Origin of the sequence: Aestuariimicrobium sp. p3-SID1156, assembly GCF_025144225.1 — a bacterium.
Lineage (GTDB): Bacteria > Actinomycetota > Actinomycetes > Propionibacteriales > Propionibacteriaceae > Aestuariimicrobium.
The window spans coordinates 212,346-230,651 of record NZ_JALXXB010000002.1; the positions used below are offsets into that span (position 1 = coordinate 212,346).

The window sequence follows — 18,306 nt, forward strand, 5'->3', positions numbered from 1 at the left end:
GAGTCGTCAGGAGCGCCACGTAGAATCGCCCCCATGCATGTTGGAGTCTTTGGGGCCACTGGCCAGGTCGGTGCGGTGATGCGCACGCTGCTCGAGGAACGCGAGTTCCCGATCAGCTCGATTCGTTTCTTCTCCTCGGCGCGTTCCGCCGGCAAGACCCTGGACTTCCAGGGCAAGCCCGTGGTCGTGGAGGACGTCGCCACCGCCGACTTCTCCGGGCTCGACATCGCCCTGTTCTCCGCCGGCAAGGAGGCCTCCCTCGAGTACGGTCCCAAGGTCGCCGCCGCTGGCGCGGTTGTCATCGACAACTCTTCGGGCTGGCGGAAGGATCCGGAGGTCCCGCTGGTCGTCAGCGAGGTGAACCCCGGGGACATCAAGGATCGCCCCAAGGGAATCATCGCCAACCCGAACTGCACCACCATGGCCGCCATGCCGGTCCTGGCCCCGCTGAACGACGAGGCCGGTCTCGTCCGACTGGTGGTGGCCACCTACCAGGCCGTCTCCGGTTCCGGTCTGGCCGGGGTGGACGCCCTCGCCGGGCAGCTTGCCAACACCCCCGACCCGGCCCGTCTGTCCCGCGATGGCTCGGTCTTCGAGGCCGGCGACACTGCGCCCTACCTCGAGCCGATCGCCCACAACGTGGTTCCGGTCGCAGGCTCGGTCGTCGACGACGGCAGCGGGGAGACTGACGAGGAGCAGAAGCTGCGCCATGAGTCGCGCAAGATCCTGCACCTGCCCGACCTGCGCGTGGCCGGCACCTGCGTGCGCATCCCCGTCTTCTCCGGCCATTCGTTGGCGGTCCACGCCGAGTTCGAGCGCGACCTCACCCCCGAGCGCGCCACCGAACTGCTCAAGGACGCCCCGGGTGTGGAGCTGGTCGACATTCCCACGCCGCGCAAGGCAGCGGGTGCCGACCCCTCCCTGGTGGGTCGCATCCGCGCCGACCAGTCCGCCCCCGAGAACAAGGGGTTGGTGCTCTTCCTGTCCAATGACAACCTGCGCAAGGGTGCCGCGCTGAATGCCATCCAGATCGCCGAACTCGTCGCCCAGGAGCTCCAGTCTCGATGACCAGCCCGCTGGACGGTCGGCTGGCCGTCATCGGGGCCGGGTCCATGGGCTCGGCCATCATCGGGGGGTTGCTGAGGGCCGGGGTCGCTCCCGACCAGGTCGTGGCCACCACCCGCACGCAGGGGAGCGGTGCCAAGCTCGCTGCCGACCTCGGTATCGGCACGACCACGGACAACGCCGAAGCAGTCAGCGGTGCCGACGTGGTGCTCCTCGCCGTGAAGCCGAAGGACATCCTCTCCGTTGCCCGCCAGCTCCCGGTCGCCCCGGGAACAGTGGTGGTGTCGGTGGCGGCCGGCATCTCCACGGCCGCCCTGGAGGATGCACTGCCTGAGGGTGCGAGGGTGGTTCGCGCGATGCCGAACACCCCGGCCGCCGTGGGCCTGGCGATGACCGGCATCTCCGCCGGCACCTCGGCTGACGCCGAGGCCGTGGACATCGCCGAGCGACTGCTCCAGGCCGTCGGCAAGGTGGTGGTGCTCCCCGAGCCCCAGCAGGACCTGGTCGTCGCTTCGGCCGGTTCAGCCGTCGCCTATCTCTTCCTGGTGGCGGAGGCCATGATTGACGCCGGGGTTACCCTGGGGCTCACTCGCCGGCAGGCCGACGAGATGGTGCGTCAGACCTTCGCAGGAGCGGCCGGGATGCTGGAAACCGGTGAACACCCCGGCCGCCTGCGCGAGCAGGTCACCTCCCCGGGAGGAACCACGGCCGCCGGCCTGGCCGCCCTCGAAGCGCATGGCCTGCGGACGGCCCTGCTGGAGGCGATGCGGGCGGCGTCCGAACGATCAGCCGAACTGGGCCGCTGAAGCAGCCCGACTGGCGATGATTCCGCGCCCAGAGGAGCGGATTTTCCCGCGTCGTCGATTTCTTCGCAGGGGCTCGCCGCCGGTATGCTTGACCATTGCCTCTGGGCTGCTGCCATGCGGTCCGGATTCCTGTACACACTCGAAAGGCCACCATCGTGGGTTCTGTCATCAAGAAGCGTCGCAAGCGCATGGCGAAGAAGAAGCACCGCAAGCTGCTGAAGAAGACGCGCATCCAGCGTCGTCGCGCCGGCAAGTAATTCCCGTCTTGACGCTGGGAGGTCTCCCATGCGCGGACGTCCCCTGAAGCGCTGGCTGGGCATCGGCCGCCGCGCAGACGCTGCCTCCACCCGACCGCCGGCTGCGCAGGTCCCTGCGCCCGGGCCGTCGGGTGGAGGCCTTGACCCCGCCGCACCTGAGGAGTTCCTCGGCCCCCTCGACGCCGGCGCCCGGGTGATCGTCCTGACCCGGGAGGGCTGCCACCTGTGCAGCGAAGCCCTCAACACCGTCCAGGCCCACTGCGCGCCGGGCACCTGGGCCGGGTTGAACGTCGACGACCATCCCACCCTCAGGGAGCGGTACACCGACCACGTGCCGGTCGTCTTCGTTGACGGGCGACTCCTGGCCTACTGGAGCCTCGATGAGGGACAGTTGGCCAGTGCCCTGGCCGGTGCGGACTGGTCAAGTCCGCCCAGCCTGTGACAGCATTCACATTTTGGATGACGATGTGGCCCAAGGAGGACCGATGAGCACGACCGAACAGATTTCGGGCGCGAGCATCGGACGTCTGCCGCTCTACCTTCGCGAACTCACCGAACTGTCCGACAAGGGCGTTGCCACCGTGAGTTCGGAGGCATTGGCCGAAGCATCGGGGGTGCAGTCCGCGCTCCTTCGACGCGACCTCTCCCAGTTCGGCAGCTATGGCACCCGTGGGGTGGGCTACAACGTGCAGCAGCTGCGTCGCGCCATCCTCCGGATCATCGGCGGCACCCGGGTCCGTCGCGTCATCATCGTCGGCGCCGGCAACCTGGGCCAGGCGCTGGTCCGCCATGCTGGTTTCGCCGACCTCAACTTCAAGGTGGTCGGTCTGGTCGACGTTGCCCCCGAGCTGGTCGGCACCGAGGTGAACGGGGTGGTGGTCACCCACCCGGACCGCATGATCGAGACGATCCGCAGCACCGGCGCGGAACTCGCCGTGGTCGCGACCCCGGCGTCCGCTGCCCAGGAGGTCGTCGACCTCGCCCTGGAGGCGGGCATCACCAGTGTCCTCAACATGGCTCCGGTTGCCCTGCACGTTCCCGCTGACGTGGCCGTGCGGAATGTCGACTTTGCCCAGGAATTGCAGATCCTCAGCTACCACCAGGCCCGCCGACGCGTGGTGGAGCATGCCTGAGCAGGACGTGAACGAGACCATGACGAGCGAGACATCCAGTCAGACTGGCAGCAGCCCCAGCATGAAGAAGGCAGCAGTGATGGAAGAGACGCCGACCCGCGTGGTTCTCGTGGGCGCCGGCCCTGGACCCTCGTGGCTGCTGACGCTGGCCGGGGTGGACGCCCTCAACGCCGCTGATGAGGTGATCATCACCTCCCCCGACATCGACCTGTCCCACCCCGAGGTGCACCTTCGCCAGACGAGCCGTCTCGACTGGGACCACATCAACCCCGCTGACTTCCACGGGCGCCAGGTCGCGATCGCGGTCTGGGGCGACCCGCTGATGGACTCTCGCGCCGCCGACCTGGCCGGTGCCTGCGTCGACCTCGGCCTCGAGGTCGACATCGTGCCCGGCGTCGCCGCCCGCACCTCCCTGCCCGAGTTCGCCGGCATCTCGCTGGGCAGCACCGTGCAGCTGGTTGACCTGGTCGCCACCCAGGACGCCGAGCTCGCCGAAACCGGGCCCGTCGTCATGATCGGTGACGCCGACCACCTCTCCGTGGCCGCTGAACTGGCCGAACGCGCCGGGCGCCACGAGGACGAGCCGGTGCTGGTCACCGTGCACGCAGCCAGCCCCGAGCAGACCTCACGGTCCACCACCCTGGGTGAGCTCTCCGAGCTGGCCCGCGAGCTGGCCGGAACCCCCGGTCCAGTCGTCGTCGCGCTCGGCGCCGCGGCGTCCCCTGATCGTCGCAACCGACTGAACTGGTTCGAGAGCAAGCCGCTGTTCGGCTGGCGCGTGCTGGTGCCCCGCACCAAGGACCAGGCCGGAGTACTGACCTCACGCCTGGCCAGCCACGGCGCCGTCCCGGAGGTCGTGCCGACCATCTCGATCGAGCCGCCGCGCACCCCGCAGCACTTCGACCGCGCCATCACCGGCCTGGTCGAGGGCCGCTACCGCTGGGTTGCCTTCACCAGCGCCAACGCCGTGCGCGCCGTTCGCGAGAAGTTCACCGACTACGGCCTGGACGCCCGCAGCTTCGGCGGCATCCAGATCGCTGCTGTCGGCGCGATGACCGCCCAGGCGCTGCGCGCGTGGGGCCTGGAACCCGACCTGGTGCCGCTGGGGGAGCAGTCCGCCGCCGGCCTGAGCGCGGAGTTTCCCGCCTTCGACGAACTGCTGGACCCGATGAACCGGGTGCTGTTGCCCAAGGCCGACATCGCCACCGAGGTGCTGGCCGCCGGAATGGTCGAGCTCGGCTGGGAGGTCGAGGAGGTCGTGGCCTACCGCACCGTCCGTGCCGCCCCGCCGCCGGCCGAGACCCGTGAGGCCATCAAGACCGGACGCTTCGACGCGGTGGTCTTCACCTCATCCTCGACGGTACGCAACCTGGTCGGCATCGCCGGCAAGCCGCACAAGCTCAGCATCATCGCCGCCATCGGGCCGCGTACGGCCGAGACCTGCGAGGAGCACGGGCTGCGCGTCGACGTCCAGGCCGAGAACCCCTCGGCCGTCGAGCTCGCCGATGCCCTCGCCGCGTTCGCCCTGCGCCGTCGTGCAGAGCTGGCCGCCAAGGGCAAGCCGACTGTGCGTCCCACCCTGCAGCGCCGCCGCGGCCGCCCCGTCGGCTCCTGACCCCCGCCTTCGCCCACGTGCGCGGGCAAGTACGCATTCGGGGCGGGGTATCCTAGGGCGCACCGCCAGCCGTCGACCAGGGGAGAATCATGACCGAGGCAGTCGCTGACACCACGATCGTCCACCTAGTCCGCCACGGCGAGGTCGAGAACCCCGAGGGCGTCCTCTATGGTCGCCTGCCCGACTTCCACCTCTCCGAACGCGGACGCCTGATGGCCGAGCGCATCGCCGAGTTCTTCGCGGCGAAGAAGGAGGCCGGGGCCAACATCACCCATCTGGCCACCTCCCCCCTCGAACGCGCCCGCGAGACCATGCAGCCCATCGCCACGGTCTTTCCCGAGCTCGAGGTCTGCAGCCTCCCGCTGGTCATCGAGGCCGCCAATGACTTCGAGGGCATGGTCTTCGGCCGCGACAACAAGGCCCTGCGCAACCCCCGCAACTGGTGGAAGCTCCGCAACCCGCTGACCCCCTCCTGGGGTGAACCCTTCGTCGAGATCGCCGCCCGCATGCGCATCGGCATCCAGACCGCCGCCGAGGCCGCCGGCCCGGGTGGTGAGGCGATCGTGGTCAGCCACCAGCTCCCCATCTGGATCGCGCGCCTCGACGCCGAGGGCCGTCGACTGGCCCACGACCCGCGCAAGCGAGAGGCCGTCCTCGCCTCGGTCACCGCCTTCCACGTCAAGCAGGGCCGGGTCGTCCGCGTCGCCTACGAGGCGCCCGCCGCCGACCTCATCCCGGCCAAGGACCAGAAGATGAACTTCTCGGCGGGGGGGCAAGTGAACCGACGCGACCTGCTGCACCTCGTCCCTGCCCTCGGGATCGGGATCGCCGGACTCACCGTGTCCGGCTGCTCCCGCAACCCCGTGGCCAGCTCCGAGATCGGCTTCGCGCCGGGCGACGGCTCCTTCACCCTCGTCCCCCTCGACAAGCGCGCCAAGGCCCCGACCCTGACCGGCACCGACCTGGACGGCAAGCCGCTGAGCAGTTCGAGCCATTCGGGCAAGGTCATCGTCCTCAACGTGTGGGGCTCCTGGTGCGGGCCCTGCCGCAAGGAGGCACCCGAGCTCGCCAAGGCCTCGAAGCAGACCGCCAAGGACGCGCAGTTCCTCGGCATCAACACCCGCGACGCCTCGGCCCAGGCAGCGCAGGCCTTCAGCCGTGAGTTCGGCATCAGCTACCCCAACTTCTTCGACCCCGACGGCGAGCTCCTGCTCAGCTTCCCCGAGCTGCCGCCCAAGGCGATTCCGAGCACTCTGGTGATCGACCGCCAGGGGCGCGTGGCTGCCCGCGTCCTCGGCGAGACCACCGCCAGCACCCTGGTCGGCATCATCAACGACATCGCGGCAGGCAAGTGATGGGGGAGTGGGCACGCGCCGCGATCAGCGGTTCCATGCCGGTCGCCATGCCGCTGGCGATGCTGGCCGGGCTGGTCTCCTTCTTCTCGCCCTGTGTGCTCCCGCTGCTTCCCGGCTACCTGTCCTATGCCACCGGCCTGACCGCCGCTGAACTCCAGACCACCAGCACGGGACGCCGAGGGCTGCGCGCCGGGCGCGTCCTGCTCGGAACCATCGGTTTCGTGCTCGGTTTCGCCGCCGTCTTCGTGGTGACCGGGGCATTGGTCGGGAGCCTGGGGCATGCGCTGCTGCGCCACCAACGGACCATCACCATCGTGATGGGCGTGCTGGTGATCGCGCTCGGACTGGTCTTCTCCGGCCTGCTCCGCTTCGGGCAGAACACCCTGCGCCTCAACGTCGCCCCCCGGATGGGCGTCGCCTTCGCCCCGCTGCTCGGCATCGTCTTCGGGCTGGGCTGGACCCCCTGCATCGGTCCCACCCTGGGCGTGGTCCTCACCCTCGCGCTCAACGAGGGCTCCTCGGTGCGTGGCGGGGTGCTGGCCTTCTGCTACGCCCTCGGCCTGGGCATTCCCTTCATCGTCGCCGGACTGGCGCTGAGCCGGCTGGGCGGGGCGCTGAACTGGGTGAAGCGGCACCAGCGTGGCGTCCAACTGGTCGGTGGCCTGGTGATGGTGTTGATCGGCATCGCCCTGGTCACCGGGCTGTGGGACGTCCTGATCAGCCACCTGCAGCAACTCGCGAGCCGCTGGGAGACCCCGATCTGATGTCTGGCACCACGATCCCCGAGACAGAGCAGAAGGGCGAGGAGCAGAAGCCCCAGAAGGACAGGCCCCAGGACCCCGGGCTCAGCCCGATGGAGAGCCTGCGCTGGCTGTGGACCCAGCTGACCAGCATGCGCACCGCCCTGGTGCTGCTCTTCCTGGTCGCCCTGGCCGCCATCCCGGGTTCGCTGATCCCGCAGCGCTCGGTCACCCCCATCCGCGTCCAGGACTTCCAGCGCGACCACCCCACGCTCAACAAGCTCTACGAACCACTGGGCATGTATGACGTGTACAGCTCGCCCTGGTTCTCCGCGATCTACCTGCTGCTCTTCCTCAGCCTGCTGGGCTGCATCATCCCGCGGATCCGCGTCTACCTGCGGGCGGTGAAGACGCCCCCGCCGCGCATCCCCTCCCGACTCACCCGACTGCCCGAATCGCGCACGGGCCAGCTGAAACCCGGCCTCGCCGCGACCGAGGCGCTGGAGAAGGCGACCGAGGTGCTCAAGCGCAAGCGCTTCCGCGTCGCCGCGTCCGAGGGTTCGGCGAAGCAGGGGGACTGGCGCGGGCTGAGCGCCGAGCGCGGCTACCTGCGCGAGTTCGGCAACCTGCTCTTCCACCTCTCCCTGGTCGGCGTCCTGATCGGCGTGGCGTGGAACAACCTGTACAGCTACAAGGGCACCGCCATGGTGGTGGAGGGTCGCGGCTTCTCCAATGTCATCACCCAGTACGACGAGTTCCGCGCCGGCCCGATGGTCAACACCGACGAGCTGCCCCCGTTCTCGCTCAAGCTCAAGCGCTTCTTCGCCGAGTTCGAGAAGGGACCGGTCCAGCGCGGAGCGGCCCGTCTCTTTCGCGCCGAGGTGACGGCCACCTCGAAGGACAAGACCGAGGACACCGCGATCGAGGTCAACCACCCGCTGACGATCGGCCAGGACAAGGTCCACGTGATCGGTCACGGCTACGCCGCCCACGTGACCATCAAGGACGGCAAGGGCAACCTCGCCTTCCAGGGCCCCGTGATCTTCCTGCCCCAGGACGGCAACCTCACCTCCATGGGCGTCATCAAGGCCCCGGACGCCCGCCCGAAACAGCTGGCCTTCGAGGGCCTCTTCCTGCCGACCGCCGTGGTCGACCAGCGTGGCCCGCACTCGACCTTCCCGGACGCCGCCAACCCCGAACTCTTCCTCAACGTCTGGTCCGGCCCGCCGCGCCAGGAGACCGGACGGCCCGAGAACGTCTACGTCCTCAACAAGGCCGGCCTCAGCCAGGTCACCAACGAGTCAGGCGGACCGGTCGCCATCCGCCTCAAGCCGGGGACCGGCTACAAGCTGCCCGACGGCCAGGGGTCGATCTCCTTCGACGGCTGGTCGCGCTGGGCGAAGCTGCAGATCTCCCATGCCCCCGGCCTTCCGGTGGCCTTCACCTCCCTTGCCCTGGGGACGCTGGGACTCTGCCTGAGCCTGTTCATCCGCCCGCGGCGCCTCTGGGTGCGGCTCCGGGAGGACGGTCAGGTGGAGGTGGCCGGCCTCGACCGTGCCGACTCACGGAGCGGTCTGCCGGAGGACGTCGAGGAACTCCTCGCTACTCTTGCTGGCGAATCACCTGACCAGAGGCCAGAACCGCCTGACCCAGAACCAGTGGCCACCGAAGGAGAAAAACGATGACCCTCGCCGAGTACGCCAGCGGAGGAATCGTCACCGCCTTCATCTTCTACCTGCTGGCCCTGCTGGCACACAGCGCCGAATGGGCGACCCTGCGCGGTGTCCCCCTGCGCGACACCAGCGCCACTGCGCTGGCTGCTGACGACGACGAGTTCGACCCAGCCCGCCTGCGCTCCGACATGTTCGGGCGCCTGGGAATCATCCTCACCGGCCTGGGCGCCCTCAGCCAGCTCGCCGGGGTGGTCGCCCGCGGCGTCGCCGCCGGTCGCGCCCCCTGGGGAAACATGTACGAGTTCCTCACCGCCGCGCTGCTCTTCGCCGTCGTCGCCTACATGTTCGGCGTCTCGCGTTGGGGGCTGCGCTGGCTCGGCCTGCCGATGACGCTGCTGTTGTCCGTCGGCAATGGCTTGGCGGTGACCGTCTTCTACGTCGAGATCGCGCCGCTGGTCCCGGCCCTGCACTCGGTCTGGTTCATCATCCACATCGTCGCCGCCTGCATCTCGGCTGCGGCCTTCAACCTGGGTGCACTCGCCTCGATCGTCTACCTGGTCAAGCGCAGCGCGGTCCTGCGTGCCGAGAAGCGCTCCCCGGAGAACCCGACGCTCACCGGCATCATGGCCCGCGTCCCCTCGCTGGCCTCGATCGACCGCTTCGCCTACCGGGCCCACGCCTTCGGCTTCCCGATCTGGACCTTCACCATTGCCGCCGGGTCGATCTGGGCCGAGTACGCCTGGGGACGCTTCTGGGGCTGGGACCCCAAGGAGACCTGGTCGCTGGTCACCTGGGTGGTCTACGCCGCCTATCTGCACGCCCGCGCCACGGCCGGGTGGAAAGGCCGCAATGCTGCGATCATCGCGGTGGTCGGGATCGCGTCCTTCTGGTTCAACTTCATCGGGGTCAACCTGCTGGTGAGCGGCCTGCACTCCTACGCCGGCATCTGAGCCACCATGGCCCGCCGCGACGACGACTGGCTGCGTCACCTGCACGACACCCACTGGGTGCCGATGGTCCAACTCGCCAGCCTGCTGCTCGGTTCCTCGGCCGGCGCGGAAGACATCGTCGTCGATGCCTTCGTCGCCGCGAACACCCGACGCTCGCAGTTCCTCACCGAGGACCACGCCGCCACCTACCTGCGCAGTGCCGTGGTCAACCGGACGCGATCCTCCCACCGACACCGGGCGTCCTCCGAGGACCGGGTGTCCGTGGCCCCCGGGCAGGGCCACGCGGACCTGGACGAGGTGCTACGAGCCCTGGACGTGATCGACAGCCTCCCGCAGCGTCCACGCGAGGTCCTCGTCCTGCGCTACTGGGGCGGGATGGAGGAGGACGAGGTTGCCGAAACCCTCGGGATCAGCCGGCTCGCCGTCCGAACCCACCTCCACCGGGGGCTGCGCACGGTCCGGGAGAGCCTGGGGACCAGCCACGAACTGACGGTCCCACGGGTTCGCAGGGCCCTGGCCGAACAGGCCGCGACGATCCATCCCGGAGGCAATCTGAGCGAACTGCTCGATCGTGTGGCCGAGAGCCAGGACGACGACCGCCCCGCCACCCGAACTCGCAGCCTGCTGATGTGGTCCACCGTGGCACTGCTGATCGGCCTGCTGCTGCCCAACATCCTCCCCCAGATACTGGGCCGGAACGGCGGCGCCATAGTGCCCACCGCGATGCCCTCCACTGCCCAGGTGGGGACGACGGACTCCGGACCGCCCTCGCTGCCGACCCTCCAGCGTGGGCTGCCGATCTACTACGTCGGGCCGGGAAACCTGCTCTACCGCGAGTTCCGTGACCTGCCGACCCAGAGTGATCGCCTGACCACCGCCATCGCCGCAGTCCTCAATGTGGTCCCGCTGGACCCTGCCCTCTCCTCCCTGTGGACCGGGGGGCAGGTGAACTCCGCCACCGTGGTCGGCAATCGGATCGTGGTGGACATCTCGGCGTCCGCTTTCGACGGCTTCACCTCACGGGAAGTGGCTCTGGCGGCCATCAATCAGGTGGTCTACACCGCGATCGCAACGGTGGGGGACCGCAACGGGGAGAAGACCGTCCAGATCCTGCGTGACGGTTCACCCAACCTGCCAGTCCTGGGAGCGCCGGCGACCGATTTCGTGCGCGAGGGACTGGTGCCACTCGCCCCGATCTGGATCCTCAGCCCGGACCCAACCACCCGGCTGACCGACAAGCCCTTCGCCATCGAGGGTCTGCAACAGGTGTCGGTCCCCTCGGCCATCGTTCACTGGCAGATCACCCGGCCCGACGGCACCAAGGTCGTCGACGGGCAGGCCACCGCCGCCGGCAACGCCGGTGGCTGGCGGACCTGGCGCACGATGACCCAGCTGCGCAGCGGGAAGTACGTGCTGCGGGTGTGGAGTGACAACACTCCCGCCACGGTTCGTGCCCTGGAAGTGGACTGAGCCCCACCCGACCAGGGCTCAGCGGCGACCGAGCATCCGCGCCGCGATTCGTGCCGACAATGAGGTGGGCACGAACCTGTTGGCCATCGCCATCACGGCATTGCTGGGCCCGTCGACGATCGACGGGTGGCCCTTGGCGAGGGCGGCGAAGGTGGTCTCCACCACCTGCTCCGGCCTGCGGCGACGGGTCAGGGTGGTGTCGTCCCCGGCCACGGAGAAGAAGCCGGATTCGGTGGGGCCGGGGTTGATCGCGATCACCCTGACCCCTGTGCCACGGGTCTCGTCGGAGAGTGCGGTGCTGAAGGAACGGACATAGGCCTTGGACGCCGCATAGGCCGCCATGCCGGGGATCGGCTGGAAGCTGGCGGTGCTCGCCACGTTGATGATCGAGCCCTGTCCGGCGTCCAGCATGGCCGGCAGGAAGCTTCGGGTGAGGTCGGTGAGGGCCACCACGTTGACCTCCAGCATCCCGCGCAGGCGCCCCGGGTCGGTGTCGCCGACATCGCCGATGATCCCGAAGCCGGCGTTGTTGACCAGCGTGTCCACGTGGACCTGCTTCGCGGTCAGGTCGGTCACCAGACCAGCGCGTGCCTCGCGATCGGCCAGGTCCACCGGGAGGGAGATGACCTGGGCACCGGACGACTCGAGCTCGGTGGTGAGGGAGGCCAGGCGCATGGTGTCGCGTCCGGTGATGACGAGGTTCATGTCGTGCGCTACGAGCCAGCGGGCAAAGGCCGCACCGAGGCCGCCGGTGGCTCCGGTCACCAGCGCCCAGCGGCGCTCGGTCCGGGGAATGGTTGCGCCCACGGGGCCGGGGGCCTTGTCGCTGGTTGCCATGTGGCCAGTGTAGGGGGGTCTGTCCCGCTGGTGTTGTCGGTGGTCCGTGACAGACTGGGGGCATGACGACCTTGCCCGATCCCCAGCACTACGACCTGGTCATCATCGGCTCAGGATCAGGGAATTCCATGATCAACGACGAGCTGGACCACTGGCGGATCGCCATGGTCGACGATGGGTTGCGCTATGGCGGCACCTGCCTCAACGTCGGCTGCATCCCGACCAAGATGTTCGTGCTGCCCGCCGACCTCGCCGATGGCCCGCGGGACGCCGCCAGGTTGGGCGTCGACCTGGCCCTGCGCGGGGTCGACTTCCCAGCCGTCCGGGACCGCATCTTCCGTCGCATCGACGCGATCAGCGAGGGTGGGCTGGACTGGCGAGAACGGCAGGAGCATGTCGACGTGTACCGCGAGACCGGTCGCTTCGTCGATCCGCACACCCTCGAGCTCTCCTCGGGGCGCCGGATCAGCGGTGACCGGATCGTGATCGCAGCCGGCTCCCGTCCCCGTCCCCTCAGTGTCCCCGCGGCTCCCTCCGTGGCGGAGCTGGTCCACACCTCCGACAGCATCATGCGGATCGACGAACTGCCCAAGCGGTTGCTGATCCTCGGCGCCGGGTTTGTCTCGGTCGAGTTCGCCCACGTCTTCAGCGCCTATGGGGTGGACGTGACGGTCATCCACCGTGGCCATACCCTGCTCAAGCATGAGGACCATGAGGTCAGCGAGCGTTACCGGCAACTGGTGGCCGAGAAGGTGACCCTGGCCCTGGGTGAGCACGTGGTCAGGCTCGAGGAGGCCCCGGATGGGGGCGTCCGTGTGGTGACCATGGTCGAGGGGGATGAGCGGCACCACGATGGTGACCTGGTGTTGAACGCCATCGGGCGCATCCCCAACGGCGACCGACTCGACGTGGCGGCGGCCGGGCTGGGGTTGGATGCCCATGGGTTCATCCCGGTCGATGAGTACCAGCGGACCGCGGTGGACCACATCTGGGCGTTGGGCGATGTCTGTTCCCCGGCGATGCTCAAGCACGTCGCCAACCGCGAGATGCGGGTCGTGCGCCACAACCTGCTCCACCCCGAGGACCTGCGGGCGACCGACCACCGCTTCATCCCCCATGCCGTCTTCGGACACCCCCAGATCGCGTCGGTGGGGGCGACCCAGCAGGACCTGGACGCCGCGGGACGCCCCTATCTGGTGAAGGTCCAGAACTATGGTGACGTCGCCTACGGCTGGGCGATGGAGGACACCGAGCACTTCGTGAAGCTGATCTCCGACCCGCTCACCGACAAGCTGCTCGGCGCCCACATCATCGGCCCTCAGGCCTCGACACTCATCCAGCAGCTGATCCAGATGATGGTCTTTGACCAGGATGTCTCGTCGGTGGCCCACACCCAGTACTGGATCCACCCGGCCCTGCCCGAGGTGATCGAGAATGCGCTGCTCGCCCTGGAGGAGAGTCGTCGTCAGTGGCTGGAGGAGCATCAGGCATGAGCACCCGTCGTGTCCTGCTCCAGGCTGGTCTCGGCACCGGCCTGGTGGGTCTGGGGGTGGCCGGCTGTGCCAAGGAGGCTGACCTGGCCCGCTCGGGGACCGACGTTCCGCACCCCACCCGTGAGCCTTCCGAGCTGGAGGGGGAGTCCGTGCCCACAGCGCAGCAGGCCCAGTCCCCGTGGCTGGTCAAGGCTGCCGAACTGTCCGTGGAGGAGCGCATCGGCCAGTTGATCATGGTGGGAACGGTGTCGACCGTCCTCTCCGACCAGGTACGCGCGGCGCTCACTGAGCACAAGGTCGGCTCCCTCCTGCTCCTGGGCGATTCCCTCGGCGGCCGTTCGGACATATCGCTCCTCACCTCCGAACTGAGCAGCCTGGGGGCAGCCGTCCCGATCATGGTCGCCGTCGACCAGGAGGGTGGACGCATCCAGCGGCTCTCCGGCGACGGGTTCTCCACCATCCCCAGTGCCGTGGAGCAGGCGAAACTGCCAGCAACCGAGCTGCAGGAGAAGTGGAAGCAGTGGGGCGGGGAACTGGCTCGAGCCGGAGTCCGCTTCAACCTGGCCCCGGTGGCGGACCTGGTGCCGGCGGACATGGAGGCGTCCAATGCCCCGGTCGGACAGTTGCAGCGCCAGTACGGACGTGACGTCGCCGAGGCGGCCCCGGCGCTGTTGTCGGCCATCAAGGGCATGGCCGCGGCGAAGGTGGCCACCAGTGCCAAGCACTTCCCGGGTCTGGGCAGGGTGAGGACCAATACCGACTTCGGCGAGGCGGTCGATGAGGTGACCACGAAGGAGGATCCGGGCATCGAGGCCTTCCGGGTCGCCATGGACGCCGGGGTTTCCTCGATCATGATCAGCTCTGCCATCTACCGGCGCATCGACCCCAAGAACCAGGGCACATTCTCCTCGACCATCATCAACGAGCTGCTCCGTGGGCAGCTCGGCTTCCACAAGGTTGTCATCAGCGATGATCTGGGGGCAGCACAGTCAGTCCAGCACATCCCGGCAGGGGAGCGGGCCACCCGCTTCCTCCAGGCGGGTGGCGACCTGGTCATCAACGCCGACCCGAGCCTCACCGAGGCGATGGTGGGCGCGGTGGGGAAACTGGAGAAGTCCGACCCGGATTTCGCCCAGCAGGTGGTCCGCAAGGCAGCCCGAGTGCTGGAACTCAAGGCGTCCGTGGCCTGAGGTCGCCGGCGGGGCCAGCGTGATCGGAAGGGTCAGGGCCCGACCGTGAGCTGGCCGACCAGCGCGCGTGCGGTGGGCAGGTATTCCTCGGCGTTGTTGGGGATCGAGGCGTAGTAGAGCGAGTTGGTGTTCTTCCCGGTTGCCACGATCACGATGATGGCGTGCTCGCCGGTCGCCTTGAGCCCCTCGATCCGGAAGCTCAGGTACATCTCGAGCGCATAGGCCTCGTGGCCGTCGACCCTGATGGCCTTGCGGCTGACATCCTTGCGGTCGACCGGGGCATCGCCGTAGAAGGCGCCCACGATGCAGCGGGCGACGATGTCCATCCCGCCCTCGGGGGAGACGAAGCCGTCCCCGGAGACGAGCTCGCCGACCAGGATCGAGGCAACCCAGTTCTGCCCGGGCCTGTAGTCGGTCTCGATGGTGATCGACTGGGAGGCGACATCGCGGCCGAAGGGCACCCGGAAGTCGCCGACAGGCGGGCCCCACGGTCGCTGGAGGCGGGGGTAGGAGAGACGGCCGCCGTGCACCCGCCCATCATCGGGGTGGGGGTCGGTGGACCAGTTGCCCTCGGCCGGTCGGGGGCAGAACTCGGTGGGGTTCGCCGGTGCCGGTTGCTTGCCGCCGATCATGCCCAGCCGTTGCAGCCCGAACAGGATCAACGCCAGACCCACCGCGACGGCCAGCAGGATCGTCAGCGGCCCCTTGGCCCGCTGCCAGGCGGAGAGACGCTCCTCACCCTCGTCGCTGTCGCCACGCGTGCCGCGCGAGGAGGAGCCGGTCGATCCGGCCCCAGTCCCGGGGGTGGTCGTGGTCTCCTCGGCCCAGGCACTGCCGTCCCAGAACCGGTAGTGACCCGGCCTTCCCCCCGGGTCGGGGTACCAGCCGCGCTCAGCCATCGATCTCCTCCACGGTCCAGACGGTCACCGGCACAGCCGCTGCACCACACGAGGATGCCCGCTGCGTCGGCATGGTCATTGTCTCTGCACGCAGCCCAGCAGGGTCCACTCCCGTGGTGCGGGCATGCGCGTCAATGGCCTGCTGCTCGGCGGGCAGGTGGGACAGGCCGCGGTCATGGAAGGCACCGCAGTCCAGCGGGCGTCCAGACAGTGCGGCGTCGAGGGCGGCGAGGGAGAGGTCGCTGTCAAGGCGGGCCAACATCTGGTTCGTGGGGAGCACCACGGCTGTCGGGGCGAAACGGTGGCCGCCCAGGTGCGAGGCTTCCCAAACCTGGTTGCCCACCGGCCCTCCATGGAGTTCAGTGACCAATTCGCGGCCCTCCAGGGCGCAGCAGCGGTCACGCTTGGCGTTGGTGCAGACCAGCAGGGCCGGTGCGCACGGTTCCAACCAGTCGGGACGGTGGTCGGGCGAGAAGCCCGCCAGCAGGTCGAGCAGGTGGGCCGGGTCGAGGAGTCGGACCTGCCCGACCCACGGCGTCCCCTGCGTCATACCCGCCCCCACCAGCACCATGCGGGGGGTGGAGCAGCCCTCGTCGACGTGGCGGCCCGGGCGACGGATCAGGACCAGACGCCCCCCGAGCTCCGAGATGGCGGCCTCGAGGCGATCGCCGAGTTCGGGGTCGAGGTGCGACTGGGTGATCGCCTTGCGTCCCCAGGGGCCCGGCTGCTCCAGACCGACCCAGAAGTCGGCACGGCTGGCGGTGCCCCACGCCGGGAGGTCATCGCGCCACCACTGCCGGGAACAGCGCTCGGCGGCACCGTGTGCAGGCTGCCCAGAAGTCGGGGTCATATGCCAAGCCTGCCAGACGAGGAAGGACCCCGGAAACGGCGACGCCCGCCACGGCGAACCATGGCGGGCGCTGCCCACAGGAGTTGACCGACAAAAGGGATCAGCCGAAGCGACCGGTGATGTAGTCCTCGGTGGCCTTCTTCTCCGGGTTGGAGAACATCTTCTCGGTGGCGCCCATCTCGACCAGCTCACCGGGCTGGCCCTGCGCAGCCAGGTTGAAGAACGCGGTCTGGTCGGAGACTCGCGCGGCCTGCTGCATGTTGTGGGTCACGATGACCACGGTGAACTGGTCCTTGAGCTCCTGGATCAGGTCCTCGATGGCCAGGGTGGAGATCGGGTCCAGAGCCGAGCAGGGCTCGTCCATCAGCAGGACGTCGGGGGCGACGGCGATCGCGCGGGCGATGCACAGACGCTGCTGCTGACCACCGGACAGGCCCACCCCCGGCTTGCCAAGGCGGTCCTTGACCTCATTCCAGAGGTTGGCGCCCTGGAGCGAGCGCTCCACGGCCTCGTCGAGGGTCTTCTTGTTGCTGACGCCATTGAGGCGCAGGCCCGCCACCACGTTGTCGTAGATCGACATTGAGGGGAACGGGTTGGGGCGCTGGAAGACCATCCCGACGTTGCGGCGCACGGCCACCGGGTCGACGCCCTTGCCATACAGGTTCACCCCGTCGAGGTTGACCTCCCCGGTGCAGTAGGCACCGGGGATGACCTCGTGCATGCGGTTCAGGGTGCGCAGTACGGTCGACTTCCCGCAGCCCGAGGGGCCGATGAAGGCCGTCACGGAACGGGGCTCGACAGTCAGGTTGACGTTCTGGACGGCGTGGTAGTTGCCGTAGAAGATGTTGAGGTCCTTGGCCTCGATGCGCTTTGCCATTTCTGTGTCTTCCTCGTTCTCAGCGGGACTTCTTCGAGCGACCCACGGTGCGTGCTATCAGGTTCAGGCCCATGACGATCAGGATCAGGGTCAGGGCAGCGCCCCAGCCGCGCTCAGCGCCCGGGTAGTTGGCGGCCACCTCGGTGGCACCCATGATCTGGGTGGGCAGGGAGCCCATGTTGTTGGAGGTGGGGTTCCACTCCAGGCGGGGGCCGTAGTTCAGCAGGATGATCAGCGGGGCGGTCTCGCCCATCACGCGGGCCATGCCCAGCACGATGCCGGTCAGGATGCCCTTGCGTGCGGTGGGGAGCACGACGTTCATGATCGTCTTCCACTTGGGCACGCCCAGGGCGTAGGAGGCCTCACGCAGGCTGTCCGGCACCAGCTTGAGCATCTCCTCGGTGGAGCGCAGCACCGTCGGCAGCATCAGCAGCACCAGGGCGAGCGCGGAGGCCATCGTGGAGCGGGTGCCACCCAGGATGGTGATTGCCACCGCGTAGATGAACAGTGCGGCCACGATGGAGGGCACACCGGTGAGGATGTCCACCATGAAGCTGACGACCTTGGAGAAACCCTTCCCTCGGGCGTACTCGACCAGGTAGATCGCGCCCAGGATGCCGAGTGGCACGGCGATGAGGGAGGTGATCAGGCCCAGCTCGAGGGTGCCGATGATGGAGTGCAGGGCGCCTCCGCCGACCTCACGCAGGTCGGTGGCGCTCTGGTCCTTGGTCCACCAGTCTGCCGAGGCAGTACGCACCGTCCCGGCCTTGTCCGAGCTCGGGATGCCGACCACGGACTGCTTCTGGGCCTGCGGCTCGCGACCCTTGATGACGATGCCACCGCCGCTTGCTGCGGCATTCGGGTCCTTGGTGAGGGGGGTCACCGGGCGATAGGCCACGAACTCGTTGACGCCAGGGTACTTTCCACCCGACAGCCAGATGTTCTTGGCGTTGTCGGTGTCGTCCTTGTCACACTCGGAGGCCGCGACGCGCTTGTAGTCCAGGAACTCCTTGGTGGGAGCCTTGGCCTCGACCGCGCAGATCCTGGTGTAGTCGGGCTCGGCGGTGAAGAGCAGGGGGGCGCCCTTCGCCACCAC

17 protein-coding genes and 2 pseudogenes are annotated in these 18,306 nt (G+C 68.7%); 14 read left to right on the plus strand and 5 right to left on the minus strand.

The genetic code is table 11. The features are described 5' to 3' along the window. Positions 1-33 precede the first annotated feature (33 nt). The 12 genes and pseudogenes from M3G03_RS03740 to M3G03_RS03795 all read left to right on the plus strand — a co-directional run bounded on the left by M3G03_RS03740 (position 34) and on the right by M3G03_RS03795 (position 11,064). Positions 34-1,068, plus strand: a complete 1,035-nt coding sequence (locus M3G03_RS03740) for an aspartate-semialdehyde dehydrogenase (RefSeq protein ID WP_396121869.1) — start codon at positions 34-36, stop codon at positions 1,066-1,068. Continuing rightward, a complete protein-coding gene (gene proC / locus M3G03_RS03745; RefSeq protein WP_259808196.1) occupies positions 1,065-1,871 on the plus strand; it encodes a pyrroline-5-carboxylate reductase in 807 nt (268 codons plus the stop codon). Before M3G03_RS03740 ends, proC begins: the two co-directional genes overlap by 4 nt. 155 nt (positions 1,872-2,026) lie before the next feature. Then, positions 2,027-2,128, plus strand: a complete 102-nt coding sequence (locus M3G03_RS03750) for a 30S ribosomal protein bS22 (RefSeq protein WP_002550589.1) — start codon at positions 2,027-2,029, stop codon at positions 2,126-2,128. A 28-nt stretch (positions 2,129-2,156) separates the two neighbouring features. Further along, positions 2,157-2,570: a glutaredoxin family protein gene (locus M3G03_RS03755; RefSeq protein WP_259808213.1), complete on the plus strand. Its 414-nt coding sequence runs from the start codon at positions 2,157-2,159 to the stop codon at positions 2,568-2,570. A gap of 43 nt (positions 2,571-2,613) precedes the next feature. Further along, on the plus strand, positions 2,614-3,261 hold the full coding sequence (locus M3G03_RS03760; RefSeq protein WP_259808214.1) for a redox-sensing transcriptional repressor Rex: 648 nt from the start codon (positions 2,614-2,616) through the stop codon (positions 3,259-3,261). 19 nt (positions 3,262-3,280) lie between these two features. Further along, positions 3,281-4,876 carry a uroporphyrinogen-III synthase gene (locus M3G03_RS03765; protein WP_396121880.1) on the plus strand — a complete coding sequence of 532 codons (1,596 nt, stop codon included), beginning with the start codon at positions 3,281-3,283 and terminating at the stop codon, positions 4,874-4,876. A gap of 89 nt (positions 4,877-4,965) precedes the next feature. Then, positions 4,966-5,649 (plus strand): annotated as a pseudogene (locus tag M3G03_RS03770) (histidine phosphatase family protein); the annotation flags it as partial. Then, a complete protein-coding gene (locus M3G03_RS03775) occupies positions 5,629-6,231 on the plus strand; it encodes a TlpA disulfide reductase family protein (RefSeq protein ID WP_259808593.1) in 603 nt (200 codons plus the stop codon). The pseudogene M3G03_RS03770 and the gene M3G03_RS03775, both read left to right, overlap by 21 nt. Positions 6,232-6,266: 35 nt before the next feature. Beyond that, complete coding sequence (locus M3G03_RS03780; protein ID WP_259808594.1) at positions 6,267-6,995, plus strand: cytochrome c biogenesis CcdA family protein; 729 nt, start codon at positions 6,267-6,269, stop codon at positions 6,993-6,995. Positions 6,996-7,084: 89 nt separating this feature from the next. Then, the gene (locus M3G03_RS03785; protein WP_396121881.1) at positions 7,085-8,656 is read left to right on the plus strand and encodes a cytochrome c biogenesis protein ResB; all 1,572 of its coding nucleotides are present in this window, start codon (positions 7,085-7,087) and stop codon (positions 8,654-8,656) included. After that, positions 8,653-9,594 (plus strand): c-type cytochrome biogenesis protein CcsB, encoded by a 942-nt coding sequence (ccsB, locus tag M3G03_RS03790; RefSeq protein WP_259808219.1) that lies wholly within the window; start codon positions 8,653-8,655, stop codon positions 9,592-9,594. Before M3G03_RS03785 ends, ccsB begins: the two co-directional genes overlap by 4 nt. 6 nt (positions 9,595-9,600) lie before the next feature. Continuing rightward, positions 9,601-11,064 carry a sigma-70 family RNA polymerase sigma factor gene (locus M3G03_RS03795; RefSeq protein ID WP_259808222.1) on the plus strand — a complete coding sequence of 488 codons (1,464 nt, stop codon included), beginning with the start codon at positions 9,601-9,603 and terminating at the stop codon, positions 11,062-11,064. 18 nt (positions 11,065-11,082) lie between these two features. On the opposite strand, the gene M3G03_RS03800 is transcribed toward M3G03_RS03795, so the two are convergent. Continuing rightward, the gene (locus M3G03_RS03800) at positions 11,083-11,901 is read right to left on the minus strand and encodes an SDR family oxidoreductase (RefSeq protein WP_259808223.1); all 819 of its coding nucleotides are present in this window, start codon (positions 11,899-11,901) and stop codon (positions 11,083-11,085) included. A 62-nt stretch (positions 11,902-11,963) separates the two neighbouring features. On the opposite strand from M3G03_RS03800, the gene M3G03_RS03805 reads away from it, so the two are divergent. Together M3G03_RS03805 and M3G03_RS03810 are read left to right on the plus strand one after the other, a co-directional pair. Further along, a complete protein-coding gene (locus M3G03_RS03805; RefSeq protein ID WP_259808225.1) occupies positions 11,964-13,394 on the plus strand; it encodes a mycothione reductase in 1,431 nt (476 codons plus the stop codon). Next, entirely contained in the window at positions 13,391-14,584 is a 1,194-nt protein-coding gene (locus M3G03_RS03810) for a glycoside hydrolase family 3 N-terminal domain-containing protein (RefSeq protein WP_259808227.1), read from the plus strand. The genes M3G03_RS03805 and M3G03_RS03810 overlap by 4 nt, the downstream gene beginning before the upstream one ends. Before the next feature lie 32 nt (positions 14,585-14,616). On the opposite strand, the gene M3G03_RS03815 is transcribed toward M3G03_RS03810, so the two are convergent. The 4 genes and pseudogenes from M3G03_RS03815 to pstA form a co-directional block, all read right to left on the minus strand. After that, a complete protein-coding gene (locus M3G03_RS03815; RefSeq protein WP_259808229.1) occupies positions 14,617-15,483 on the minus strand; it encodes a DUF2510 domain-containing protein in 867 nt (288 codons plus the stop codon). Further along, positions 15,476-16,333 (minus strand): sucrase ferredoxin, encoded by an 858-nt coding sequence (locus M3G03_RS03820; protein WP_259808231.1) that lies wholly within the window; start codon positions 16,331-16,333, stop codon positions 15,476-15,478. The genes M3G03_RS03815 and M3G03_RS03820 overlap by 8 nt, the downstream gene beginning before the upstream one ends. A gap of 100 nt (positions 16,334-16,433) precedes the next feature. Continuing rightward, positions 16,434-17,210, minus strand: coding sequence for a phosphate ABC transporter ATP-binding protein PstB (gene pstB, locus M3G03_RS03825; RefSeq protein WP_259808233.1), 777 nt, complete (start codon positions 17,208-17,210; stop codon positions 16,434-16,436). 19 nt (positions 17,211-17,229) lie between these two features. After that, positions 17,230-17,952: pseudogene (gene pstA, locus M3G03_RS03830) on the minus strand (phosphate ABC transporter permease PstA); the annotation flags it as partial. Between the last annotated feature and the right edge of the window lie 354 nt (positions 17,953-18,306).